This is a genomic window from Clostridium estertheticum subsp. estertheticum (assembly GCF_001877035.1).
GTDB lineage: Bacteria > Bacillota > Clostridia > Clostridiales > Clostridiaceae > Clostridium_AD > Clostridium_AD estertheticum.
In genome coordinates this window covers 559,016-582,833 of sequence record NZ_CP015756.1, presented here as the reverse complement: position 1 = coordinate 582,833, position 23,818 = coordinate 559,016, and the positions used below count along the sequence as shown (strand labels likewise).

Here is a 23,818-nt window from a genome sequence, read left to right as displayed (position 1 = left end):
TTATTATTAATATTTTATGAATACAGAAAAAAGGGCAAGGAAGTCTATTTATTAAACATAAGTTGATTTATCTTCACTCTTATGCTAATATATCATTTGGAACATTTAGGAGGCTAAATATAATTATGGGTAATGAGGAAATGTGGATCGGCTATTGGTTAACAAAATCAGTAAGACTTTTAAATAAATTTCATGATAATAAATTACAAAAATATGATCTTACCTCTTCACAAGTAGCAGTACTTCAAAAACTCTGGGGCGAAGATGGAAAGACTCAAAAGCAACTTCAAGAAAACCTAGGACTAACCCCAGCTTCAGTTTCTGGAATTCTAGATACCCTTGCAAATAAAGGTTTTATAGTTAGAAAACACGATGAAATAGATTCAAGAGTTAATAGAATATACCTAACTCTCGAAGGTGCTAAACTAGAAAAACTATGTCACGGCATCATTAATGAAATAGAGAAAACAATATCTGACGGTTTCACTTGCGATGAAATAAAAATCTTTATAGCTTGGACAAAGAAAATGCATAAAAACATATGTAAAAATGATATAAAAAGTAATTTAAAATAGTTAGGAAACTAAAGAATATTAATTAAAAGGTGGTATTTTATATGGATAATTCAAATGAATTAGCGACTGAGAAGGTTGGATCCCTTCTTTGGAAATTTTCGATTCCTGCAATAATAGGAATGCTTGTAAATGCTTTGTACAGTGTGGTAGATAGAATTTTTATTGGTAGGGGTGTTCCTGATCCACTTGCTCTATCTGGAGTCGCTATAACTTTTCCAATTACAAATGTTATAATGGCCTTTGGAATGCTTGTTGGAATAGGTGGAGCAGCTGTAGTTTCTATTAAACTGGGACAGAATAAAAAAGAAGATGCAGAAAAGATACTTGGAAATGCCTTTGTACTTGTAGTTATAATGTCTATAGTCGTAAGTATAATAGGCCTTATATTTCTAGAACCAATACTAGTACTTTTGGGAGCTAGCACAGATACAATGCCTTATGCTAAACAATTCGGATTCATAATATTACTAGGGGTTATACTTCAAAATTTAGGTTTTGGTATGAATCCATTTATTCGTTCAGAAGGTAATGCACTTATGGCAATGGTTACAATGCTTATCGGTGCTATACTGAATTTTATATTAAATCCTATATTTATTTTCGGTCTTCATATGGGAGTGGTTGGTTCAGCACTAGCTACTATAATTTCTCAAGCTGTGTGTTCTATTTGGGTTCTTTTATATTTTTTACGAGGAAAAAGCGTTTTAAAATTAAGAAGAAAAAATATGAAGTTGCAAATGAAAATTGTGAAAGAAATATTAGAAATAGGAATGTCTCCATTTGCTATGCAAATGGCTGCCGGTCTTATTACTGTAACATTTAATAAGAGCTTAAAAAAATATGGTGGTGATTTAGCAATAGGTGCTTTTTCATTAATAAATAGCATAAATATGTTGATTATGATGCCAATTTTTGGATTAAATCAAGGAGCACAACCAATTATAGGTTATAACTACGGTGCTAAAAGTTACAAGAGGGTTAAATTAGCCTTAAAATATGCAGCTATTATAGCTACCCTTATGTCCGTTGTAGGATTTGTAATTGTTCAGCTTTTCTCAGTTCAAATCATAAGTATATTTAATAACACTGATAAAGAGCTTATAGATCTTGGTTCTAGAGGAATAAGAATATTTCTTATAATGCTTCCTTTAATAGGTTCACAAGTTGTATTTACAAATTATTTTCAGGCAGTAGGAAAAGCTAAGATTTCTATTTTTTTAAGTCTTTTAAGGCAAATTATAGTACTTTTTCCATTAATACTTTTGATGCCACATTTCTTTAAATTAGATGGAATTTGGATGGCTGGTCCAGCATCTGACTTTATCGCTTTTATAATAACAATTATAATAATAGTAGCAGATATAAAGAGTATGAATAAGCATGAGCTAAGTTTAGAGAGAATCAATGAAAATGTTATATAAATAATTTAAGCTTCCTGAACTAGTTTCCCATGTTGACCACTTACCTCACTTGAAATTTTAGATATAATAAAAAAACAGATGCAATTTAGCATCTGTTTTTAATTTACTATTTATTTAGTTGTTTTAACAAAGTACCAAGTTGCTTAATATATTCTCCATACTTTGCCCAATCCAAACTTTTTTGAGCATCAAGTGCTTTAGTATATAAATCATTAGCCTGCTTAATTAATTTAGTCTCAGTTTGGGTTAATGGAACAGTCGTCTTAGCCCCTGTTTCAGTTTTAACTACTGCATTTGGTGCCTTATAATTAAATATTTGTTCTAGTCCACTTTCAATATTATCGACCATAAGTAACTTACTGTCGTATGAAATTATTATTTTTTTCATTTCAGGAATACTGTTTTTTCCACTAGCTCTTAAGTAGACCGGTTCAATATAAAGTAACGAATTCTTTATTGGCAAAATAACAGTGTCTCCATATTGTACTTGAGATCCTCCTGTATTCCATAAAGAAAGCTGTGCTGAAATTGTAGTATCCTGACTTATCCTTTGCTTAAATTGGAACGGACTATAAACCGTTGTTTCCGATGCTGGAAATTTATTTAGGAACAGTTTACCATAATTTTCACCATCCATTCTAGCCCCTAAAATTGCTGTCATATTATATTTTCCCTTTACATTAAAATATTGTTGAAGTATCATCTCTTCACTATCCATTCCTGGTAATTTTTCTACAAGGTATGGCGGAATAGTTGTTTTAACATCAGCACCTACAGCAGTTGCATTCTTAGAAACATCCCAAAAATCTTCCCCATTATAAAACACTCCAGCATTAGTTACATGATATTTACTGAGTACTGCACTTTGAATGCTAAATATATCAGATGGATACCTAAAATGTGCTTTAATGTCAGCTGGAACATTCGACATATCCTTAAACAGTTTCGGGAATGTTTTTGCATAAGTTTGTACAATTGGATCAGTTGAATCTGATACATAAAAATTTGTACTTCCATCATAAGCATCAATTACAACCTTAACTGAATTTCTAATATAGTTTACCCCATTTTGTGGTTGTGAGTAGGGGTATTTAGATGATGTTGTGTATGCATCAATTATATAGTATATTTTCCCACCACTTACAACAACATAGGGATCCTTGTCATAAGTTAAAAATGGAGCTATACTCTTTGCCCTTTCAACTACATTTCTGTTAATAAGTATTTTACTTGTACTCTTAATATCCCTTGATAATAGGAAGTTTAACTCTCCCTTATTTATTGCAAACAAAAGTTTATTACCTAAACTCATTTTAATTCCAGCTTCTCCAACATAATTTGTTATTTTGTCGGCTCCACCTTGAGGATAATCAAACTCACTTACCTTAGTATTTACTAATGCATAGTCATTTGTTTTTTCTCCAAAATAAATTCTTGGATTAGTTAGTTTAACATCTGTACTATTTGCTATTGGCATATCCTTTATTACAAAATCAGGTTGACCCTCTGTCGTAACAGCATTTACCTTACTCATTACAACCCCATACCCATGTGTATAAATCATATGAGTATTCTGCCAAGTAATTGGATCTAATGATTTTGAATCTATTTCTCTTGCCGCAACCAATACTTGACTATATTTATTGTTTATTTTATATCTATCTACATCTATATCGGTAAAAGTATAGTAATACCTTAATATTTGAACTTGGTTATAAAATTCAAGTGCCTGCGTAGATGAATTTAATTTAATGTTATCTATTGTCTTCTTATTACTTGAAATATCCTCTTGTTTCAAATCATTTTTTATATTAAAAGGTGTTGTAGTAATATTTTCTATATTAAATGCTTTCTTTGTAAAATCAATATTATTTTGAATATATGGTTTTTCAAGTTCCTTTTGATTTGGTTTTACAATACTGCTTTGAACTACAACTGCTGATATTACTTGTACAAAACTTATTAAAACTATGGCGGCAGCTGAAATTATTATGGGCTTAACCTTTGATTTTAAAACATTTATAAATATTACAACTGCAGCAACAATGCAAGTCACAATCAGTATTTTATAAAATAGTAGTGTTACATGAATATCTGTGTAGCTTGCACCATATGCAACTCCACTAGGGCTATACACCAAATTAAATGAATTTAATAAATATCCAAGCGAAAGAAAAAATGCTATTAGTGAGGCTATTATTGCAATTTGTTTTCCTGCAAATACACTAAGTTCCTTAAATGTTGATTTAATGTCTTCAAAAGGATTTGCTCTTTTACCTGCGCTAAATGTACTTTTTGTTTTAAATACAAAGAATACCATTACTTTTATAATAATTAAAAGTACTAATAATGTCATTATAAAACTATATAATGATTGAATTAAAGGAAGTTTAAAAATATAAAAAGACACATCCAAATTAAAAATAGGGTCTTTCACATTAAAACTAACTGCATTTATGAATTGAAGAAGCATATACCAATATGTGGATGAAAAAGCAAAAGAAAATAGGAGTGAAACAAATAAATTACTTGCTGTAAAAATCTTATTTTCAATAACATCTTTTTTTGTATTTACCTCTACTACTTTTTTCATATGTGCAATGCTCTTTTTTATACCCTTATAGTATAATAATATACCAATATAACTAAGGATAAACACAGGTACCATAAGCTTTAACACCGTAAGTATTTTTGTGAAGTATACTGAAAGGTAACCCATTGTATTAAACCACTCAATATTAATAATTACTTGCGCTATATTACCTACAAAAAATAAGCATGCCAAGATAATTATAATTATAGAAGATAGAATAACCTTTTTTTTCTTACTCATAAAATCACCTCTTATTTATTTTTTTTTACTTATTTTAATATATCTTATATACATTATATCTTATATTTATCTAATCTACATTATTTTAATATTTTTTTTATAAGTTTTATTCTATTTCCATACGGAGGGAAAATAAGTTTTATATCTATAGAAGTGCTTTTCTTTAATATACTTTTTCTATGAGAGAAAGTTTCAAAACTATCTCTTCCATGATACGCACCCATTCCAGAATTTCCAACTCCGCCAAAAGGCATATTTGAACCTGCAACGTGAGATATAGTATCATTCACGCACCCTCCACCAAAAGAAATTCTATCCAAGACAGAGGTCTCCACTTTTTTATCTTCCGTGAAAACATATAACGCTAATGGCTTAGGTCTATTATTTATCATTTCAATAACTTCTTCTAAGTTCTCATATTCTAGTATTGGCATAATTGGCCCAAATATCTCATCTTGCATAACTGCATCCTGAAAATCTACATTATCAATAATTGTTGGTTCAATGTACAAAGCACCTTCATTTGAATGTCCACCATAAATAATTTTATTCTTATCTTTCTCAATTATTGAAGCTAATCTTTCAAACTGACTACTGCTAACAATTCTGCCGTAGTCAATGCTTTTAGAAGCATCCTCACCATAAAAACTTATAGCTGTGCTTTTTAACTTTTCTATAAAATTTTCTTTTATATCTTTGTGCACAAATATATAATCTGGAGCTATACAAGTTTGTCCTGAATTTACAAGTTTGCCCCATAATATCCTCTTAGCTGCTATTTCTAAATTTGCAGTTTTATCTACTATTACTGGACTTTTTCCACCTAGTTCAAGTGTTATAGGGACGAGATTTTCCGCAGCTGCCCTCATCACTATTCTCCCAACTGACACGCTACCTGTAAAGAATATGTAATCAAATGATGAATTAATGAGGGCAGAAGTAGTTTCTTTTTCCCCTTCAATAACTCGTATATAGTTTTTTTCAAAAGTTTCTTCAATTATTTTTTTTACTAAACCTGAAACAGTAGGTGTATTTTCAGATGGTTTTAAAACAGCACAATTTCCAGCAGCTATAGCCCCTACTAATGGTTCAATTAAAAGCTGAAAAGGATAATTAAATGGTCCTATAATAAGAACTGTTCCATAGGGTTCATACATAATATACCCCTTAGATGGAAACTGATGTATAGGTGTCTTCACTCTTTTGGTCTTAGCCCACTTCTTTAAATGTTTTGTAAAATTACCTATACTATCCAAAACGAAACCAATCTCGGTACCATAAGCTTCAAATTCACTTTTTCCTAAATCCCTATACAATGCGTTTATTATCTCTTTCTCATATTTTTTTATTACACTTTTAAGCTTCTTAAGTGCAGATATTCTATATTCTATATTCCTTGTTTCTCCTGAAATAAAAAACTTATTATGTTCATTAAGAATACTTTCTACTATTTGTTTATCAATTATATCCATATTAAAGCCCCCATTTGATTATTAACTTATTGTAATTATAAGTCTATCCTTCCTTATAACACAATTCTAGTCAAAAAAAGAAATAAAAAGAACTAAGTTCTTTTTATTTCTTTAATTCACTTTTTATAATGAAAATAAATGTAAATTAATTAACTTCTTGCAAATATCTCTTGAAATTCAACACCTTCAAGCTTCTCTTTTATTAGAAGTTCTTCTGCAACTGCGTTAAGTTTGCTTCTATTATCAGTTAAAAGCGTCAACGCTTTTGTATATGCTACATCTATAAGTTTCTTTATTTCTATATCTATTTTATATGCTGTTTCTTCGCTGTATTTTCTATCTTTACCCATATCTCTTCCAAGGAATACCTCATCACTACCTGAACCAAATGCTATTGTTCCAAGGGTGTCACTCATTCCATAGTCCATTACCATTTGTCTCGCGATTCCTGTGGCTCTTTCGATATCATTACTAGCCCCAGTACTTATATCACCAATAACTAGTTTTTCTGCAACTCTACCACCGAGTAACCCCACAATTTCTTCTTCAAGTCTTGACCTAGACATATATGATCTATCTTCTTCTGGAAGACGCATAGTATATCCACCAGCCCTTCCTCTTGGAACTATACTTATCTGATGAACAGGATCAGAATTTGGAAGTAAATTCATTACAATTGCATGGCCTGCTTCATGGTATGCTGTAAGTTTTCTATCAACTTCACTAATAACTCTACTTTTCTTTTCAGGTCCAGCCATTATTCTTGTAGCCGCTTCTTCGAGTTCTTCCATTCCAATTAGTTTTTTATCTCTTCGCACAGTTAACAGTGCTGATTCATTCATTAAGTTTTCAATATCTGCACCTGTAAATCCAGGCGTTCTTTTAGCAAGTACGCTAAGCTTAACTTCAGCTTCAAGATGCTTATTTTTAGAATGAACTGCGAGTATTGCCTCTCTACCTTTTCTATCAGGTACCCCAACAAGAATTTGTCTATCAAATCTACCTGGTCTTAGAAGTGCTGGATCAAGTACATCCGCTCTATTGGTAGCTGCAATCATTATTATTCCTTCATTTTCTCCAAACCCATCCATCTCAACTAGAAGTTGGTTTAATGTCTGTTCTCTTTCATCGTTTCCACCACCAACACCTGCACCTCTTTGTCTTCCTACCGCATCAATTTCATCTATAAAAATTATACAAGGTGAATTCTTTTTTGCCTGTTCAAATAAATCTCTTACTCTAGAAGCTCCAACACCTACGAACATTTCTACAAAGTCAGAACCTGAGATGCTAAAAAATGGTACTCCAGCCTCTCCAGATATTGCTCTTGCAAGGAGTGTTTTACCAGTTCCTGGAGGTCCTATTAATAAGACTCCCTTTGGTATACGAGCTCCCATTTCCATATATCTTTTAGGTTGCTTTAAGAAATCAACTATCTCCGCAAGTTCAGCTTTCTCTTCATCCGCTCCTGCAACATCATCAAAACTTACTTTTTTCTTATTAGGATCAGCAAGTTTTGCTTTACTTTTACCAAATTTCATCACACCACCGCTTCCGCCGGCGCCTTTTGACTGTTTCATAAATATAAATCCAAAACCTACAAGCATTAAAATCAATAATACATTAGGCAAGTACTGTAACCACATTGGTATAGTTGGTGGTTTTACATATGTTTCCTCAACACTTGCACTCTTTGGGTGATCTTTAATAAATTGAAATAGTCTGGCAGATGGAACAATTGTTTTATATGTAGATCCATTTTTTAATGTTCCCGAAACCGACATTTGATCTGTTTCAACCACAAAACTTTTTATAGTATTATTTGTCCAATTGCTTTGAAATTGATTAAAATTAATAATAGTTGATTTCTGATCTGTTTTAGAAAACATAAATACTGCGACCATAACGAAAACTATAGTCCATACAGCAATACCTGATCTTTTTTTCATCAGAGAACACCTCTCTTTCTCAATATATTACTTAACCTCTTATGTTTTTAGTTCTTAACTTATTGTATACTTAACCATATAAAAAAATTCTATTGATTTCATAGTACCTTATACATTATATCCTTAATTGCCATAAGTTCAAAATAAAGTTTAATTTTTTTAATTTTTTTTTATTTATCCCATTATTTTAACCTTTCCACCCCCATATACTATGTTTATAAATGAGAGTATATCATAGCTATTATCAAAACACAACAGTTTCAAAACTACTTTGTTCAGTTATGTTGAAATAAAATTTTCATTGTGTTATATTTATAGAAAATCGAGAACGGGGTGGCAAAAGTATGGATATAATAAACAAATCCGATTTTGTTGAAAATATCAAAAAAAAAATTCCAGTAAAACTTGGAAGACCTATTGATAAGCTACGTGATCTCGCTATTCTTACAGCAGCCTTAGAGCTCGTAGCAGAGCAAGGATACGATTCTGTGACCATGGATGCCATAGCCCTGCGTGCCCATGCAGGAAAAGCTACCTTATACCGCAGATGGAAGTCTAAACCATATCTCATTGCAGAAGCTATAAGATTTATCATGCCTCGCGTGCAAAAGGTTGATCCTGCGCGTTGCGGCGAAAACTTTAGAAATTATTTATGTGAATTACTAAGCACATATTTCGGGGTAGACGACGAGGTTAGGCAAAAGGTAATGCTCTCCATCTCAACAGCCATAAGCAGAGATAAATCATTATCTGAAGCTATTCATCTAGATTGCATAACAAACCAAACATATATATTTCGCGAGGCCATAACATGTAACATAAATAAAAAAATAGATGAACACCAGTTGAAACTTCTCGCTGATGTAGGACCAGCATTATTATGTTATAAGCTTATAACCACAGGAAAACCAATTGAAATGAAATATGTGGAACATATTGTTGATGATTTAATAATTCCACTTATATCACTTAATAGCAATTAACCCCTCCTAAAATATTCATTATAAAACGGTTTAAGTTCTTTACCGAAGTTGGCTTTAGCTGTAATATTATTAAAAACAAACATATAACTTATCTTAATGGATACATACTTAAACACAAATGAGAGGAGATAATAAACAATGAGAATGACAAAAATAATATGTACTTTAGGACCTGCTGTAGATAATGATGTTTTATTAAAAGAATTAATACTCGGAGGTATGGATGTAGCAAGATTAAATTTTTCTCATGGTACTCACGCCGAGCAAAAGGTTAGAGTTGATAGAGTAAAAAGAGTTAGAGAAAAATTAAATATTCCAGTTCCGTTATTGCTTGATACCAAAGGACCTGAAATTAGATTAGGTAAATTTCAAATGGGCAAAGTAACATTAAAAGAGAATAATATCTTCATACTTGTAAATGAAGATATTTTAGGAACAGAGGAAAAATCAACTATCTCCCACAAAGAGTTATATAAAGATGTTAAAGTCGGAACTAAAATATTAATAAATGATGGACTAGTAGCCATAGAAGTACAAAAGGTTGTAGACAAGGACATACATTGCATAATACTAAATGGCGGTGACATAAGTAATAACAAAGGAGTCAATATTCCCGAAACAGATACCCATTTACCTGCAATAACAAATCAGGACATTGAAGATATAAAATTTGCTATAGAAAATGAGTTTGATTTTATTGCTTGTTCTTTTGTACGAAAAGCAACAGACGTAAATGAAGTTAGAAAAATATTAAAGAAATATGGTGGACAAGATATAAGGATAATTTCAAAAATTGAAAATAGAGAAGGCGTAAATAATTTCGATGAAATATTAAAGGTTTCTGATGGAATTATGGTAGCTAGAGGCGATCTAGGCGTAGAGATACCTACAGAAGAAGTTCCTCTTGTTCAAAAAATGATAATTAAGAAATGCTATAACTATGGTAAACCAGTAATAACTGCAACTCAAATGCTAGATTCAATGATTGTAAATCCAAGACCAACTAGAGCAGAATCTAGTGATGTTGCAAATGCCGTTTATGATGGAACTAGTGCAATTATGCTTTCTGGCGAAAGTGCCATGGGTAAATACCCAATTGAAAGTGTAAAAACTATGGTAAGAATAGCTCAAATGGCAGACGAGTCTATAGATTATGGCAGTAAACTAGCTGCAATGAAATTTGATACAATGGAAAATATCACAAATGCTATAAGTTATGCAACTTGCACAATTGCCCTACAGTTAAATGCAGTATCAATAATTTGTGCAACCCAATCTGGACAAACTGCTAGAATGATTTCTAGATTTAGGGCATCTTGTCCAATAATAGCAACTACATGGAATCCAAGAGTTCAAAGACAGTTAGCTATTTCTTGGGGAGTGACTCCATTACTAGTTAAAGCTGCAACAAACGTTGAAGAAATGTTTGAAATTGGTGTTAAAACAGCTTTAGATATTAAGTTAGTTAAAAATGGAGATATTATTGTAATAACTGCCGGTGGACCAGTAGGAAAAGTTGGAACAACCAATATACTAAAAGTTGAAACAGTAGGCGAATGATTGTAATTCCCCAATAATAAACAAAGCCAATCTAGATTTATACCTAGGTTGGCTTTGCTTGTTATAAATGTGATTTATTAAAAAATCCATCTCATACACCTACTTGACATTATAGAGTAGTGGGTGTATATTTTATCTATGCTATTAAGTAATACAAAGTAGGTGATTATTTGGCTAATTCAACTCAAATATTGAAAGGTTTACTGGAAGGATGTATTTTAAAAATTGTAAGTACTCATGAAACTTATGGTTATGAAATATGTGAACAACTAACAGTGTATGGATTTCAAGAAGTTTCTGAAGGTAGTGTCTATCCCATTCTTATAAGACTGGAAAAGAAAAAGCTACTTTACTCTAATATGATTAAGTCCCCTTTCGGACCAATGAGAAAATATTATTATCTAACTAAAGAAGGAAATACTGAATTAGAAGATTTCATATCATCTTGGGATAAAATTAAAAAGAACATTGATAATGTATTGGAGGGATAGTTAATGCTGCTCGAATGGAGACTTAAAAAGCTTAGATTTAAAGAGCAAAAAAATTTAAATGGGAGTAACTTATATTTATATAGAAGCATAACTTCATATATACAGCACAGCGAATTGAGAGGAATTGAAAAGGAAGAAATTCTTCAACAAGTCATAGATATGATGTTGCAAGCACAAATAGAAAAAAAGCCAATGGAATTAATTATCGGGAATGACTATCAGGAATTTTGCAAGTCGATTATTGAAGAATATAGTAGTGACAAAAGCAAAAACTACAGATTATTAGATTATATACAAAAGGGTCTATTTTACTCGATAACAAGTTCAGTTTTTTTGTGGATAGTGATTGGATTAAAAAATTCTTCATTTACCCTAGGAATAACTGTAGATATGCTTATAACACTAAGTGCTATTTCATTTATTTTAATTCCAGCAACAAGAAAAAGTAGTCAAGAAAGTCCCTCATTAAACTTTTGGAATAAAAAATATTACGCAATAAATAGCGGAATTACTGAATCTGGATTTAATGGTTTTATATTTGTGATATTTGCTATTTTATTAATAAGATTTATTCTTGGAGAGACTCTTTCTACTAACGTCTTTAGTTATACAATAACTCTACATTCATCTATTCCATATATACTACTAATACTTTTAATAATTGGATTTATTGAAATTTATAAAAGAATGTATAATAAACATCGATGATATCTATCTTTATTTTTAGAATTCAACAATATTGATAATATATCTTATAATATTCAAAACTAATATATGAGGAGGTATGCAGTTGAATTATGACTTAATAAATTTAATACAATTAATGTTTTTAGTGATATGTTTTACTGGCATACTATCATATACTTTATATACCTATAAAAGTTTCAAACATAAAACCAAAGAAAATATAACAAGAAGTGTTTTAATTCAGTGGCTTGGATTTATAAAAAAAGTACTTGCGGAAGATTATATTATTTATGAAAAATATGTTATATGGATATATGTAGAACGATTAAAAATTGAAATGATGTTTTAGCCAAAATTATTCGAGGGAGGATAAATATGAACATCATTTTTAATTTTTTAAGTAGTTTATTAGATTCAATTTTTAATTTTACCGGGGACTGGGGCCTCGCAATAGTTTTTCTTACCATAAGTGTAAGATTAGTACTTTCTCCAATGTCTTTCAAACAAAAAAAATCCATGCACCAGCAGCAAAAATTCGGTATAAAAATGCAAGAAATAAAGGAAAAATATAAAGATAACAAAGACAGACTTGACGTCGAAGTTAAAAAACAATCTGCAGAGAGTGCCAAAAGTATGCTAGGTTGCTTAGTAACGTTGTTACAACTGCCTATAATAATGACCCTGTGGAGTGTATTTAATAAGCTTCCTGTGAGCGCTAGTACATTTCTTATACCATGGGTGTCTAGTATTAAGGTCTCAGACAGTTATTTTATAGTTCCACTAATATATGTGCTTATATCGCTAACACCAAGTCTGCTTTCATATGTAACCTTACTTAAAATTGAAGGTCAGTCAACACTTAGCAAGAGTAATATAATAATAATGGCAGTAGTTGGTCTATTTGTTGCTAAAGCAGCTCCAATCGCAGTTGGAATATACTTAATCACCACAAGTGTGTTCAACTTTCTAGAAGAGCTTATTTTTAGACTATATATAAGAAATTCAAAAATTAGGAACTAAAAATTAAGGGCTGAACAATTATGTTCTAGCCCTTAATTTTAATTTTTTGATATAACCATTATTTTATTAAGTAAACAAATGTCAAATTACCTATTACTTTAGATATTGGTTGTGGTTCAGTTAGTCCTTTAGGAACACCGCCATCATAAAAAAACAATGCATTATTTGTTGGATCGGACCCGCTAAGAGCTTCACTCGCAGCCTTAAGCGCGCTTGCCTGTGCTGGTCTATTGATATTACCATTTAATACTGGTGTAAATTGATAACCTCCTTTTGTGCGTTCATTTATAACATCACTAATTGAATTTGGAAAATATCCACTCTTAACTCTATTTACAACAACTGCGCCTACAGCAACTTGAGCACTATAAGATTCTCCTTGTGCCTCTGCAGTTATTAGTCTTGATAATAAGTTCAAATCACTTTCTGTATATTTTATTGCTATCTTGTCTACTTTCGCTACCGTTTTATCTTGAGCTTTTAATTTAACTTGCGATGTAGCAGAACTAGTTGTTACTGGAACCTTAATAATTTGTCCTGGGAAAATAGTATCATTCCATTTATTATTAGTTTTCCTTAAGTCATTTAATGATTGTCCACATTTTTTCGCTATTACAGATAAACAATCCCCACTTTTCACAATATATGTTTTAGTTGTTAGTGAAGTTGCAAGTACATTTTGTGATGTACTTGTTGCAAAACCAATTGTTAATGCTGATGCTAAGAAAATAGATTTAATATTTTTAAATTTATTCATTTTAAGTGTCCTCCTAATGCCTTCCAGTTCAATTTGCTAATTATGGTATCGGCATATAAATTTATACAGTTTTACTCCAAAATCAAATTTTCGCTATTTTATTTGGAATATCGTCATATTATACCATAATAATATAAAGATGGTATGTTAATATAATTTACTTTCTAATTTTTGTAAACTTTATAGATAATATACGTTATAGTATTAATTTTATAAGTACATGAGATCATACTTTATTTGAGTTAAATGGTTTACATATCTATCATATATGATAATATTAATATAAGAAGGTGATAAAATGTCATATGTATCTAATAGTAACAAATACTTAACAATGAAATATAATAAATGCGGTAATAGTGGCTTAAAACTCTCTGCAATATCTCTTGGTTTATGGCATAATTTTGGTTATTCAGATTCCTTTGAAAACTCAAGAGCTCTAATTCATAAGGCTTTCGACCTTGGAATTACACATTTCGACCTTGCAAATAACTACGGTCCTCCTCCTGGCTCTGCAGAAGAGACCTTCGGCAAAATTTTAAAACAGGATCTTTCTGGTTATAGAGATGAACTTGTTATCTCTACGAAGGCAGGTTATACAATGTGGCCCGGTCCTTATGGTGATTGGGGTTCAAAAAAATATTTAGTCTCAAGTATTGACCAAAGTCTAAAACGAACTGGACTCGATTATGTTGATATTTTTTATCATCATAGACCTGATCCTAATACCCCTTTAGAAGAAACTATGTCTGCTTTAGATTTAATAGTAAAACAAGGTAAAGCTCTTTATGTGGGTTTATCCAACTATAAACCAGCTGAAACCAAAAGGGCTTCGGCTATACTAAAACAATTAGGCACACCTTGTTTAATTCACCAGCCCTCTTATTCAATGTTTAACAGATGGATAGAGGATGGTCTTCAAGATGTTCTAGATCAGGAAGGCATCGGTTCTATAGCCTTTAAACCCCTACAACAAGGTTTACTGACTACCAAATATTTAAAAGGAATTCCTAAAGATTCAAGAGCTGCTGGCAACTCAGCTTTCTTACATTCTGGAGATATTACAAAAGAGCAATTAGAAAAAGTTTCTAAATTAAATGTTTTGGCAATGGAACGTTCGCAAACTTTACCCCAACTAGCCTTAGCCTGGGTATTAAGGGGTGGACATGTTACCTCTGCACTAATAGGTGCAAGTAAGGTAAGTCAAATCGAAGATAACGTAGGCGCATTAAATAATTTAGATTTTAGTGCAGATGAATTAGAACGTATAGAACAAATATTAGCAAACAAATAGTTATTTTAAAAAATAAATTAAATTTATAAGCTTCTAATCTACTAATAGTAATGCTTATTATATATGCTTTACGGACTTAATTAGATTAATATGCAATATAACTTGCTTTTTGTAATAACCTGTGGTAGTATTAAGGAGTACTTAAATGAATAGTGAATAATGAAGCGCAGATATATTTCAAATATAATTTTTAAAATATAGTATTTTGTTATCAAAATTTTATTGGTTTGTTATTTCAAGTAGTTTAAGAAATAAAATTTCGGAGGTATACATTATATGAATGGTACAGTTAAATGGTTTAATGGTGAAAAAGGATTTGGTTTTATTACAGGAGAAGACGGAGTAGATGTTTTCGCACATTTCTCTCAAATAAATTCAGATGGTTACAAATCACTTGATGAAGGTCAAAAAGTTTCTTTTGACATAGTTAAAGGACCTAAAGGCCCACAAGCAGAAAATATTACTGTTCTTTAGTAGTAATATTAGACCAGTAAATAGGAAACTATTTACTGGTCTTTTTGCTTTTTTGCAAAAGTCATATACTGTGGTATTATACCACTAGTGTGTGACTTTTTTAGATTACATTTATAAAAAACACTTTATATTAAGTATATTAATTTAAAAAGGATTTAATAGAATAATATTGAATACTTATATATAAAAGTTTTTATGTACGAATTTATGGAGGTGTATAAATGGATAAAATAAAACTCGGAAGAACAAATTTAATGGTTACTAGAAGTGGTTTTGGAGCATTACCAGTTCAGCGGGTGTCTTTTGATGAAGCAAAGAATATTCTACGAAAAGCATATGATAATGGAATAAACTTCTTTGATACAGCAAGAGCATATTCTGATAGTGAAGAAAAAATAGGTTATTCCCTATCAGATGTTAGAGAAAACATTATAATTGCAACTAAAACCCACGCTAAGGATAGAAAAACTTTACTTGAACATTTGCAGACAAGTCTAATAAATTTAAAAACAGATTATATAGATATATATCAATTACATAACCCTGATGTACTTCCTGATCCAAAAGACCCAGAAGGTCTTTATGCGGGACTTTTGGAGGCTAAGAAAAAGGGACTTATTCGTTTTATAGGAATTACAAATCATAAATTGAAAAATGCAATGGAAGCAGCAGCTTCAGGACTATATGACACTATACAATTTCCTTTATGCTCTTTATCTTCAGATGATGATTTATTATTAATAAAAGAATGTAAAAAAAGAAATATAGGACTAATTGCAATGAAGGCTCTCTCAGGAGGTCTAATAACTGATGCATCCTCAGCCTTTGCTTTTCTAAGGCAATTTGACAATGTTGTACCAATATGGGGAATACAAAGAGAAACTGAATTAGATGAATTTATAACCCTTGAGAAAAATCCACCATTATTAGATGATATCATGTGGTCAATTATTAACAAGGATCGCAGTGAGCTTTCAGGCGATTTCTGTCGTGGTTGTGGTTATTGTCTTCCATGCCCAGCTGGAATTGAAATTCCTACTTCTGCTCGAATATCACTTCTTCTTAAAAGAGCTCCATATCAAGGCTTCTTAGATGATAGCTTTAAAGAAAAGATGGAACTTATAAATAATTGCATAAACTGTGGACACTGTAAAAACCACTGTCCTTATAAGCTTGATACTCCAAATCTTTTAAAAAGAGAACTTAAAAGCTACTCTGAATTTTATGCTAAGAATAAAAATATTTAGTTTTAAAAAAAACAAAAAACAGCCTCCTGTCCATTTTATTTAAAATGGACAGGGGGCTGTTTATTTTCTATTACTCTTTAAAGTACTCAGGATATTCTCTTAGCAATATCATTTTGTCGTCATTTACTTTTGATAAGTGCTCACCAACTATTCTTATACCTAGCTCACTATCTTTAGCCTTTATTGCATCAATAATGCCTTTATGTTGTGCAACAACAAGATCCATGTTCATACTAGATATTAAATTAAGTGCCCTTATACGATCAAAATCGCCATTCATAAAATGAATGGCATTGAAAATCCGTTCCTTCTTACATCCTTTAAAAATAAGTTCATGAAATGAATTGTCTAAATTAAATGCAGCGGTATAGTTCTTTTTAAGTACACAAAATTGCTGTTGATTAATATTAGATTCTAAATCAAACAAATAACTCTCTTGAAAATCCTTACAAGCCAATTCAATAACTGCTTGTTCAAGTTTTAACCTCATAAATCGAGCATCTTCAACACGTTTTAAATCAATATAAGAAACTTGAGTACCCTTCTGAGGATAAATTTCTAACAATTGCTCAGAAACTAATAATGAAAAAGCTTCCCTAACTGGCGTTCTGCTCACATTAAGATTATTTGCAATTTCATTTTCAGAAATACTTTCTCCCGGTTTAAGATTAAGATCAATAATATTACTTCTTAGTACTCGATAAGTATAATTTTTTATAGTCTCATAAGATTTTTTCTCTAATAGTTCAATTTTCATAATAAATTTTCCTTTATTTTAAATTACTTTAGTTTGTATAGCTAGTATGTTAGCACTATACTTTTATAATGTCAACATCAATCATAATGCACCTTAGCACTGTATTCACCATAAATTATTAGTAAATCTACTTAATTTATTACTATTTCTTTAGAACCTAATCAAATATTATTGAATATAGTATTATGTACTATGTTATATGGAGGATAAAAATGGAGTATCAAAATAGAAATAAACTAACTAAATCTTCAGCATCAAATAATTGTGTACCACAAGAAACTATAATAAAACATGTTAGATTAGCTGCAGCTTATGTTCCTTACCAGAAACTTTGCACACTTTTTTCGCCATTAGAAGCACTTAAAAGAGGAACTGCTTTTCCAGAGCTTTATAGTCCATACGATGGAGAAGATAAAATGTCTTCTAATTTAAAATCAAGTAACAAGGAGAGAATTTATGGAGAGTAAAATGGAACTTTTAAAACAAATAGTTGCCGGCGAATTTATGAAAGAAGACCTAGCTTTGTACCTTAATACTCATCCAATGGATCAAGAGGCTCTTGCAAAATATAATTTTTATGTGGTGGAGACAAAAGGATTAAAAGATCACTATGAGATGAATTATGGAATGTTATCTGAACATGACTCTCTCAGCCCTTACCCATGGCGATGGTCAAGTAATCCATGGCCTTGGGAGCCTGAAGCAAATTTTAGTCTTGGAAAGGATGATAAATAATTTATGTGGACATACGATAAGTTCTTACAATATCCAGTTAAAATTAAAACTCCAAATCCTGAAATGGCAAAAATAATTATTACTCAATATGGTGGACCAGATGGTGAATTAGGTGCCTCATTAAGATATCTAAGTCAGCGATTCTCTATGATTACTCCTCAAGCAATATCAACATGTAATGATATTGGAACTGAGGAATTGGCTCATTTAGAAATGGTTGGTGCTATGGTTAGGCAACTAATGAAAGGTGCCAGTCTTGAAGAAATTGAAAAAGGTGGCATGGCTGGTTATTATGTAGACCATGGCAGAGGAGTATATCCCGTAAGTGCTTCTGGAGTTCCCTTTACTGCTGCATATCTTCAATCAAAAGGTGACCCAATTGTAGATCTTACTGAAAACTTAGCTGCTGAGCAAAAAGCTAGAGCAACTTATGAATATCTAATAAATATGGCTGACGATCCTGATGTATTAGAACCTTTAAAGTTTCTACGTGAAAGAGAAATTGTTCATTATCAAAGATTTGGTGAATCTCTTAGAATCGTTCAAGATTACTTACAAGAACCTCGGCTATTTACAATGAAATAATAGCACAAATACCACTATTAATAAAAGAGAAAATGCAGATAAATAAAATCTGTGTTTTCTCTTTTCTTAATTTGAATGACTCTAGACTTAGGTTTATTTATGTTAATTTCATGTGTATGATATAATAAAAAGGTTAGTATATATATTAGGAGATGATTTAATGATAAAAGAAAACATTAACGATTATAATTTAAGTAGTGAGTTATTAAAAGCAATTAGTTTGTTAAATTTTAAGGATTTTACAAAGGTTCAAAAACAGGTTATACCTGCAGTTCTAGCACAAAAGGATGTAGTAGTAAAATCCAAAACTGGAAGTGGAAAAACAGCAGCATATGGCATTCCTATTTGTCAATTAGTTGATTGGGAGGAAAATAAACCTCAGGCATTAATAATTACACCAACAAGAGAACTTGCAATCCAAGTAAAAGAAGATATTTTTAATATAGGTAGGTTTAAAAGACTTAAAGTATCTGCTATTTATGGAAAGTCTCCTTTCACCGATCAAAAAAAAGAACTTAAGCAAAAAACACATGTAGTGGTTGGAACCCCTGGTCGCATTATGGATCATATAGAAAAAGGTACATTTGATACATCAAATATAAAATATCTTGTAATAGATGAAGCAGACGAAATGCTTAATATGGGATTCGTAGATCAAATAGAATCAATCTTAAGTGGCTTATCAAAAGACCGTGTAACAATGTTATTGTCAGCTACAATGCCAAAAGACATACATAGTTTATGTAACAGATATATGAAAGATCCTATATATATTGAAATAGAGGATGAAAATAAAGCATCTGATAATATACTTCAAGAACAATATAATGTACATGAATTTGATAAAATAGATCTTTTAAGAGATTTAACCATTGTTGAAAATCCAGATAGTTGCATAATATTTTGCAATACAAAAGTTAAGGTAGATTCAGTTTTTAACGACCTAATAGACCTCGAGTATACTTGCAAGAAAATACATGGTGGAATGGAACAAAGTGATAGATTAAGGGTAATGAATGATTTTAAGAAGGGTTATTTTAGATACCTTGTAGCTACCGATGTTGCAGCTCGTGGTATAGACATAGATAACATTACACTTGTAATTAATTATGATATTCCAGAGGACAAAGAAAGTTATGTTCATAGGATAGGAAGAACTGGTCGTATAGGTAAGATGGGCCGTGCTATGACTTTTGTAACAAATCGTGATAATAGGTTTTTGTATGATATAGAGCAGTATATTGGTAAAGAAATTCCTTTGAAGGAAAGACCTGAATCTGAAGTCGTAAATAATGCCAAAGAGGAATTTATTAATAAAATGGATACAAGACCTATTCTTAAAGAATCAAAAGGAGCAGAACTCAGCAAAGAAATTATGAAATTACATATTAATGCAGGTAAAAAGACTAAGATGAGAGCAATGGATATCGTAGGTACCCTTTGCAGTATCGAAGGAATGACTAAAGATGATATAGGAATCATCAATATAATTGATATATCTACTTTTGTAGAAATATTAAATAATAAAGGTGAATTAGTGTTTACAGCTCTACAAGATACACCAATTAAAGGAAGACTACGCACAGTAAGTAAGGAAATATTAGCAGACAGATATTAATATCTTAGTACCTATAGAATAGACACTTTTAAAAGAAGTGTAAAACTCTACTGGGTACTTTATTTATTTGGAATCAGCTCATCGCCTTTGAATTCTAAAATATCCCCTGGCTGACACTTAAGCTCGCTACATATAGCCTCAAGGGTTGAGAATCTTATTGCCTTTGCCTTATTGGTTTTTAATATTGATAAATTTGAATTTGTAATTCCTACTCTAATTGCAAGATCCGATAAATTAATCTTCCTTTTTGCCATCATTACATCTAGATTCACTATTATTGCCATGTATTTCACCTCAATTTATTTATATATCGTAAATATCTATATAGTTAAGTCATTTTCTTCTTTAACTTCAATCGCCTGCTTAAAAACCTTAGAAAGAATTAATGTAAAACAACCTGCAAAGAAAAAAATTATAAACTCAATATCTGTGTGTATCCCACTAGCATCTATTTCTATTAACTTAAAATTTAAAAATTGATTGTTAATAAAAAAATTGACCACATAACAGCCTGAAACTGTAAAACACGATATAGCAACATTTCTCAAACTTTTAACATTTTTCCATACGAAAGGCGTCATTTTAACCAATGAATTAATAATACATCTAAGATAATACATTATACAAAGCAATGCAAAACCACCTAGAACAAATAGAGTACATGTAACAATATTTTTAGGATTAAATAAATTTGTTTGATCAATTATCAAGGCCTTTCTCAGTATAAATAAATATACAATAAAACCTGTGATGATTAAAACATCTAACATTAATTTTAATAAAGATGATAAAGAAGTTTTTCCATAATACTTCATAAAAATTTCCTCCATAATTCATATATACTCATATATGCTTATATAAACTTTAAAATAATATTATCACATTAATTTTCTTTTTACAATATAGATTCACTGTTTATCAATGAATCCATATTGCATAGCATAAATTCACTCCGTAAAACATCAATCTACCATTCAGCTTTATTTTAATAAATGTAATAATTAATATTTCATAGAATATATTATAAATAACACAAATTACAATTGTAAACTAAAGCTTATAATTACAGTTGTAATTTAAATGGGGTGATATATTAATGTATAAAATGTCCAAAATATCTAATGCTGAATGGGAGATAATGAAAATAATATGGAATAATTCTGAAATTTCATCAATCAACATTATAAAAGAATTAAAGGATAAATCTGAGTGGAAACCAGCTACAGTTAAAAGTTTGATTAATAGATTATTAAATAAAAATATTATTGGATTTAATAAATTAGGTTATGAATATTTATATTATCCTTTAGTCTCAGAAGATGATTGTATAAAATTAGAAAGTTTTTCCTTTGTTAATAGAGTATTTAATGGTTCTATTAAATCCATGCTTTTGACCTTCGCCCAATCAGACGAGTTATCTAAATTAGATATAAAAGACTTAAAAGATATACTAAATCAACTTATTAAACGGAAATGTGGGGAGGATTAATATGGGGCGCAATGCTATTAAAAAAAATAATAAGAGCAAAATACTTTTAAGTGTTTTAACATTACTTTTTATTTTTTTATTATGTTTAGTTTTGCCTAAGAGTGCTAATGCGACTAATGAAGATAAATCTCAAAATTACTTTTTTATTAAGGCAATTACTAATACAGTAGCTTTATTTAATTCTCCAAGCAATGGGGAACAAAATACCAACAGTGAAATTAAACATTCAGTTTTATCATTTTTAGGAATAGATATTTCCAATCCTATATCAATAGTATCAAAAGAAATTTCATATTTTCAAAACAATGAGGGTTCAGATAATGAGAGCAATGGTGTAGAAAAAAGAGAGACACTTGTTCTTAACCCCTTTAACTTAGATGATAATCAGGTAAGTAAATTTAAAGGTAAAGTTGACACCTCTAATTCAATTGCAGGCATATATAATCCCAAATTGAAACAAATCCTAAACAAGGCTAACCCACGAGTGCTTATTTACCATTCTCATACCACCGAATCTTATCTTGCCTCTGACGATGATACATCTACAAATACTTTTAATACGAACCTAGCACAAGGAGTCTGTGAAGTAGGAGATGTAATAGCCAAGGATTTAGAAAAAAATTATGGAATTGCTGCTATAAATGATGATACTATTCATAATGTAGTAGATTATCAAGCATCCTACAAAAAGTCTAGAATTACTTTAGATAAATATTTAAAGGAATATGGAGATTTTGATATAATTATTGATTTACATAGAGATGGTGTTCCGTTAAATCATAAAAACGAAAAAACTAAAATAAATGGAGTAAATGTTGCTAAGGTTATGTTTGTAATGACAAAAGGAAACCCTAGGTATGCAGCACAGAAAAAATTAGTAAGTTCCATGATAGGAATATCAGATAAATTATATCCAGGTCTTATGGACTACAGGCAAGTTTATCTTTATAATAGGGGCATAGATTTCTATAGCCAAGACAGAAGTAATAACGCTATGTTAATTGAGGTCGGAAATAATAATAATACTATTACCGAAGTAAAGAATACTGGAATGTATTTATCAAGAATCATTGCAGAACAATTAAATGGTAAAAAATAATCCTATTACCAACCATTTTGAATGTAACTTTATAAAGTTACATTCATTATTTTTTCTTAAAACCATACAAATTATTTAATAATAAGACCAAGTATGCTCGATAATGAGATTGCTTGAGTTGTTGTAACTCTTGCCCCTTTAACATCAACAATATTTACTCCCATACCTTCAATGTTACAACTAGTAAAGTCTATTCCTTTAAGACTTGTGTAGTTCATTTGAGCCCCAAGCAAATTAGACTCCCTAAATTCAACTTTTAAAAGCTTTGAATTTTGAAAATCTGAAGAGCGTAATTGACACTCAAGAAACGCAACTTGCTTACAATCAGAATAATTAAAGAAAGCAAATTCGCCATTACAATTTTCAAAAATTACATCTCTAAAAGTTGTCTCACTTAAATTAATGCCAATAATTTTACAATTCACAAATTCAACTCTATGTAATGACGCCTCGTTAAAATCTACATTTGATAAATCACAATTTTCAAACCTCACATCTGTCATCTCTATTCGTCTAAAAGTTATTTTATTAAAGATAACTTTTGTAAATATTACTTGTTTAAAATTTACTCTATCAGCTTCATGGTTTTCTAAGCAGCAATCACTAACTGTTCCAAAAGAGAATATACTCTCATCCTCAATATTCTCCTTAGATAACTCTATAATGTCTAAATCTGTATCAAATTTAGGTCTTATAACTTTTGTTTTTAATTTTTTCTCTTCCATATGTATTCCCTCCATTTAATCTTAAAATAAATAATTTACGGATATGC

Annotated in this window: 25 protein-coding genes; 17 read left to right on the top strand and 8 right to left on the bottom strand. The window is 30.5% G+C overall.

Annotated elements, in window-relative coordinates:
- Positions 1–125: 125 nt before the first annotated feature.
- Complete coding sequence (locus A7L45_RS02820) at positions 126–575, top strand: MarR family winged helix-turn-helix transcriptional regulator (RefSeq protein ID WP_084647326.1); 450 nt, start codon at positions 126–128, stop codon at positions 573–575.
- Positions 576–616: 41 nt separating this feature from the next.
- Positions 617–1,996 carry an MATE family efflux transporter gene (locus A7L45_RS02815; RefSeq protein WP_071611366.1) on the top strand — a complete coding sequence of 460 codons (1,380 nt, stop codon included), beginning with the start codon at positions 617–619 and terminating at the stop codon, positions 1,994–1,996.
- Between the two features lie 106 nt (positions 1,997–2,102).
- Here A7L45_RS02815 and A7L45_RS02810 read toward each other — a convergent pair whose 3' ends face one another.
- The 3 genes from A7L45_RS02810 to ftsH all read right to left on the bottom strand — a co-directional run bounded on the left by A7L45_RS02810 (position 2,103) and on the right by ftsH (position 8,250).
- Positions 2,103–4,829: a UPF0182 family protein gene (locus A7L45_RS02810; protein WP_071611365.1), complete on the bottom strand. Its 2,727-nt coding sequence runs from the start codon at positions 4,827–4,829 to the stop codon at positions 2,103–2,105.
- Between the two features lie 80 nt (positions 4,830–4,909).
- Positions 4,910–6,301, bottom strand: coding sequence for an aldehyde dehydrogenase (locus tag A7L45_RS02805; RefSeq protein ID WP_207647755.1), 1,392 nt, complete (start codon positions 6,299–6,301; stop codon positions 4,910–4,912).
- 149 nt (positions 6,302–6,450) lie between these two features.
- A complete protein-coding gene (ftsH, locus tag A7L45_RS02800; protein WP_071611364.1) occupies positions 6,451–8,250 on the bottom strand; it encodes an ATP-dependent zinc metalloprotease FtsH in 1,800 nt (599 codons plus the stop codon).
- Positions 8,251–8,594: 344 nt separating this feature from the next.
- Between ftsH and A7L45_RS02795 the strand changes: the two genes are divergently transcribed.
- The 6 genes from A7L45_RS02795 (at position 8,595) to A7L45_RS02770 (ending at position 12,991) form a co-directional block, all read left to right on the top strand.
- A complete protein-coding gene (locus tag A7L45_RS02795; RefSeq protein WP_071611363.1) occupies positions 8,595–9,233 on the top strand; it encodes a TetR/AcrR family transcriptional regulator in 639 nt (212 codons plus the stop codon).
- Between the two features lie 138 nt (positions 9,234–9,371).
- Positions 9,372–10,793, top strand: coding sequence for a pyruvate kinase (gene pyk / locus A7L45_RS02790; protein WP_071611362.1), 1,422 nt, complete (start codon positions 9,372–9,374; stop codon positions 10,791–10,793).
- 170 nt (positions 10,794–10,963) lie between these two features.
- The gene (locus A7L45_RS02785; RefSeq protein ID WP_071611361.1) at positions 10,964–11,284 is read left to right on the top strand and encodes a PadR family transcriptional regulator; all 321 of its coding nucleotides are present in this window, start codon (positions 10,964–10,966) and stop codon (positions 11,282–11,284) included.
- 3 nt (positions 11,285–11,287) lie between these two features.
- Complete coding sequence (locus tag A7L45_RS02780; protein WP_071611360.1) at positions 11,288–11,992, top strand: DUF1048 domain-containing protein; 705 nt, start codon at positions 11,288–11,290, stop codon at positions 11,990–11,992.
- Positions 11,993–12,074: 82 nt separating this feature from the next.
- Entirely contained in the window at positions 12,075–12,320 is a 246-nt protein-coding gene (locus A7L45_RS02775) for a hypothetical protein (protein ID WP_071611359.1), read from the top strand.
- A 26-nt stretch (positions 12,321–12,346) separates the two neighbouring features.
- Positions 12,347–12,991 carry a YidC/Oxa1 family membrane protein insertase gene (locus A7L45_RS02770; RefSeq protein WP_071611358.1) on the top strand — a complete coding sequence of 215 codons (645 nt, stop codon included), beginning with the start codon at positions 12,347–12,349 and terminating at the stop codon, positions 12,989–12,991.
- A 58-nt stretch (positions 12,992–13,049) separates the two neighbouring features.
- On the opposite strand, the gene A7L45_RS02765 is transcribed toward A7L45_RS02770, so the two are convergent.
- Positions 13,050–13,748: a cell wall hydrolase gene (locus tag A7L45_RS02765; RefSeq protein ID WP_071611357.1), complete on the bottom strand. Its 699-nt coding sequence runs from the start codon at positions 13,746–13,748 to the stop codon at positions 13,050–13,052.
- A 298-nt stretch (positions 13,749–14,046) separates the two neighbouring features.
- Here A7L45_RS02765 and mgrA point away from each other — a divergent pair, with 298 nt between their 5' ends.
- The 3 genes from mgrA (at position 14,047) to A7L45_RS02750 (ending at position 16,763) form a co-directional block, all read left to right on the top strand.
- Positions 14,047–15,042, top strand: a complete 996-nt coding sequence (mgrA, locus tag A7L45_RS02760; RefSeq protein WP_071611356.1) for an L-glyceraldehyde 3-phosphate reductase — start codon at positions 14,047–14,049, stop codon at positions 15,040–15,042.
- Between the two features lie 276 nt (positions 15,043–15,318).
- Entirely contained in the window at positions 15,319–15,516 is a 198-nt protein-coding gene (locus tag A7L45_RS02755; protein ID WP_071611355.1) for a cold shock domain-containing protein, read from the top strand.
- 221 nt (positions 15,517–15,737) lie between these two features.
- Positions 15,738–16,763: an aldo/keto reductase gene (locus tag A7L45_RS02750; protein ID WP_071611354.1), complete on the top strand. Its 1,026-nt coding sequence runs from the start codon at positions 15,738–15,740 to the stop codon at positions 16,761–16,763.
- 70 nt (positions 16,764–16,833) lie between these two features.
- On the opposite strand, the gene A7L45_RS02745 is transcribed toward A7L45_RS02750, so the two are convergent.
- Complete coding sequence (locus A7L45_RS02745) at positions 16,834–17,520, bottom strand: GntR family transcriptional regulator (RefSeq protein WP_071611353.1); 687 nt, start codon at positions 17,518–17,520, stop codon at positions 16,834–16,836.
- A gap of 212 nt (positions 17,521–17,732) precedes the next feature.
- Here A7L45_RS02745 and A7L45_RS02740 point away from each other — a divergent pair, with 212 nt between their 5' ends.
- The 4 genes from A7L45_RS02740 (at position 17,733) to A7L45_RS02725 (ending at position 20,458) form a co-directional block, all read left to right on the top strand.
- Complete coding sequence (locus A7L45_RS02740; RefSeq protein WP_084647325.1) at positions 17,733–17,987, top strand: spore coat associated protein CotJA; 255 nt, start codon at positions 17,733–17,735, stop codon at positions 17,985–17,987.
- On the top strand, positions 17,977–18,255 hold the full coding sequence (locus A7L45_RS02735) for a spore coat protein CotJB (protein WP_071611352.1): 279 nt from the start codon (positions 17,977–17,979) through the stop codon (positions 18,253–18,255). Before A7L45_RS02740 ends, A7L45_RS02735 begins: the two co-directional genes overlap by 11 nt.
- A 3-nt stretch (positions 18,256–18,258) precedes the next feature.
- Positions 18,259–18,840, top strand: coding sequence for a manganese catalase family protein (locus A7L45_RS02730; protein ID WP_071611351.1), 582 nt, complete (start codon positions 18,259–18,261; stop codon positions 18,838–18,840).
- 160 nt (positions 18,841–19,000) lie between these two features.
- Positions 19,001–20,458 (top strand): DEAD/DEAH box helicase, encoded by a 1,458-nt coding sequence (locus A7L45_RS02725; protein ID WP_071611350.1) that lies wholly within the window; start codon positions 19,001–19,003, stop codon positions 20,456–20,458.
- Positions 20,459–20,517: 59 nt separating this feature from the next.
- Here the strand turns inward: A7L45_RS02725 and A7L45_RS02720 are convergent, their stop codons facing one another.
- On the bottom strand, positions 20,518–20,742 hold the full coding sequence (locus A7L45_RS02720; protein ID WP_071611349.1) for a helix-turn-helix domain-containing protein: 225 nt from the start codon (positions 20,740–20,742) through the stop codon (positions 20,518–20,520).
- 36 nt (positions 20,743–20,778) lie between these two features.
- Positions 20,779–21,273 carry a DUF2975 domain-containing protein gene (locus tag A7L45_RS02715; protein ID WP_071611348.1) on the bottom strand — a complete coding sequence of 165 codons (495 nt, stop codon included), beginning with the start codon at positions 21,271–21,273 and terminating at the stop codon, positions 20,779–20,781.
- 281 nt (positions 21,274–21,554) lie between these two features.
- On the opposite strand from A7L45_RS02715, the gene A7L45_RS02710 reads away from it, so the two are divergent.
- Positions 21,555–21,947: a BlaI/MecI/CopY family transcriptional regulator gene (locus A7L45_RS02710; RefSeq protein ID WP_071611347.1), complete on the top strand. Its 393-nt coding sequence runs from the start codon at positions 21,555–21,557 to the stop codon at positions 21,945–21,947.
- Position 21,948: 1 nt separating this feature from the next.
- A complete protein-coding gene (locus A7L45_RS02705; protein ID WP_071611346.1) occupies positions 21,949–23,046 on the top strand; it encodes a stage II sporulation protein P in 1,098 nt (365 codons plus the stop codon).
- A gap of 71 nt (positions 23,047–23,117) precedes the next feature.
- Here A7L45_RS02705 and A7L45_RS02700 read toward each other — a convergent pair whose 3' ends face one another.
- Positions 23,118–23,771 carry a pentapeptide repeat-containing protein gene (locus tag A7L45_RS02700; protein ID WP_071611345.1) on the bottom strand — a complete coding sequence of 218 codons (654 nt, stop codon included), beginning with the start codon at positions 23,769–23,771 and terminating at the stop codon, positions 23,118–23,120.
- Positions 23,772–23,818 lie beyond the last annotated feature (47 nt).

Excerpts from the sequence above, each read along its gene's own strand:
- mgrA (WP_071611356.1), top strand. The coding sequence starts at position 14,047 with ATGTCATATGTATCTAATAGTAACAAATACTTAACAATGAAATATAAT.
- A7L45_RS02815 (WP_071611366.1), top strand. The coding sequence starts at position 617 with ATGGATAATTCAAATGAATTAGCGACTGAGAAGGTTGGATCCCTTCTT.
- A7L45_RS02730 (WP_071611351.1), top strand. The coding sequence starts at position 18,259 with ATGTGGACATACGATAAGTTCTTACAATATCCAGTTAAAATTAAAACT.
- A7L45_RS02755 (WP_071611355.1), top strand. The coding sequence starts at position 15,319 with ATGAATGGTACAGTTAAATGGTTTAATGGTGAAAAAGGATTTGGTTTT.
- A7L45_RS02735 (WP_071611352.1), top strand. The coding sequence starts at position 17,977 with ATGGAGAGTAAAATGGAACTTTTAAAACAAATAGTTGCCGGCGAATTT.
- A7L45_RS02805 (WP_207647755.1), bottom strand. The coding sequence starts at position 6,301 with ATGGATATAATTGATAAACAAATAGTAGAAAGTATTCTTAATGAACAT.
- A7L45_RS02725 (WP_071611350.1), top strand. The coding sequence starts at position 19,001 with ATGATAAAAGAAAACATTAACGATTATAATTTAAGTAGTGAGTTATTA.
- A7L45_RS02745 (WP_071611353.1), bottom strand. The coding sequence starts at position 17,520 with ATGAAAATTGAACTATTAGAGAAAAAATCTTATGAGACTATAAAAAAT.
- A7L45_RS02770 (WP_071611358.1), top strand. The coding sequence starts at position 12,347 with ATGAACATCATTTTTAATTTTTTAAGTAGTTTATTAGATTCAATTTTT.
- A7L45_RS02795 (WP_071611363.1), top strand. The coding sequence starts at position 8,595 with ATGGATATAATAAACAAATCCGATTTTGTTGAAAATATCAAAAAAAAA.
- A7L45_RS02720 (WP_071611349.1), bottom strand. The coding sequence starts at position 20,742 with ATGGCAATAATAGTGAATCTAGATGTAATGATGGCAAAAAGGAAGATT.
- A7L45_RS02700 (WP_071611345.1), bottom strand. The coding sequence starts at position 23,771 with ATGGAAGAGAAAAAATTAAAAACAAAAGTTATAAGACCTAAATTTGAT.
- A7L45_RS02780 (WP_071611360.1), top strand. The coding sequence starts at position 11,288 with ATGCTGCTCGAATGGAGACTTAAAAAGCTTAGATTTAAAGAGCAAAAA.
- ftsH (WP_071611364.1), bottom strand. The coding sequence starts at position 8,250 with ATGAAAAAAAGATCAGGTATTGCTGTATGGACTATAGTTTTCGTTATG.
- A7L45_RS02710 (WP_071611347.1), top strand. The coding sequence starts at position 21,555 with ATGTATAAAATGTCCAAAATATCTAATGCTGAATGGGAGATAATGAAA.
- A7L45_RS02740 (WP_084647325.1), top strand. The coding sequence starts at position 17,733 with ATGGAGTATCAAAATAGAAATAAACTAACTAAATCTTCAGCATCAAAT.
- A7L45_RS02765 (WP_071611357.1), bottom strand. The coding sequence starts at position 13,748 with ATGAATAAATTTAAAAATATTAAATCTATTTTCTTAGCATCAGCATTA.
- A7L45_RS02750 (WP_071611354.1), top strand. The coding sequence starts at position 15,738 with ATGGATAAAATAAAACTCGGAAGAACAAATTTAATGGTTACTAGAAGT.
- A7L45_RS02810 (WP_071611365.1), bottom strand. The coding sequence starts at position 4,829 with ATGAGTAAGAAAAAAAAGGTTATTCTATCTTCTATAATTATAATTATC.
- A7L45_RS02705 (WP_071611346.1), top strand. The coding sequence starts at position 21,949 with ATGGGGCGCAATGCTATTAAAAAAAATAATAAGAGCAAAATACTTTTA.
- A7L45_RS02820 (WP_084647326.1), top strand. The coding sequence starts at position 126 with ATGGGTAATGAGGAAATGTGGATCGGCTATTGGTTAACAAAATCAGTA.
- pyk (WP_071611362.1), top strand. The coding sequence starts at position 9,372 with ATGAGAATGACAAAAATAATATGTACTTTAGGACCTGCTGTAGATAAT.
- A7L45_RS02715 (WP_071611348.1), bottom strand. The coding sequence starts at position 21,273 with ATGAAGTATTATGGAAAAACTTCTTTATCATCTTTATTAAAATTAATG.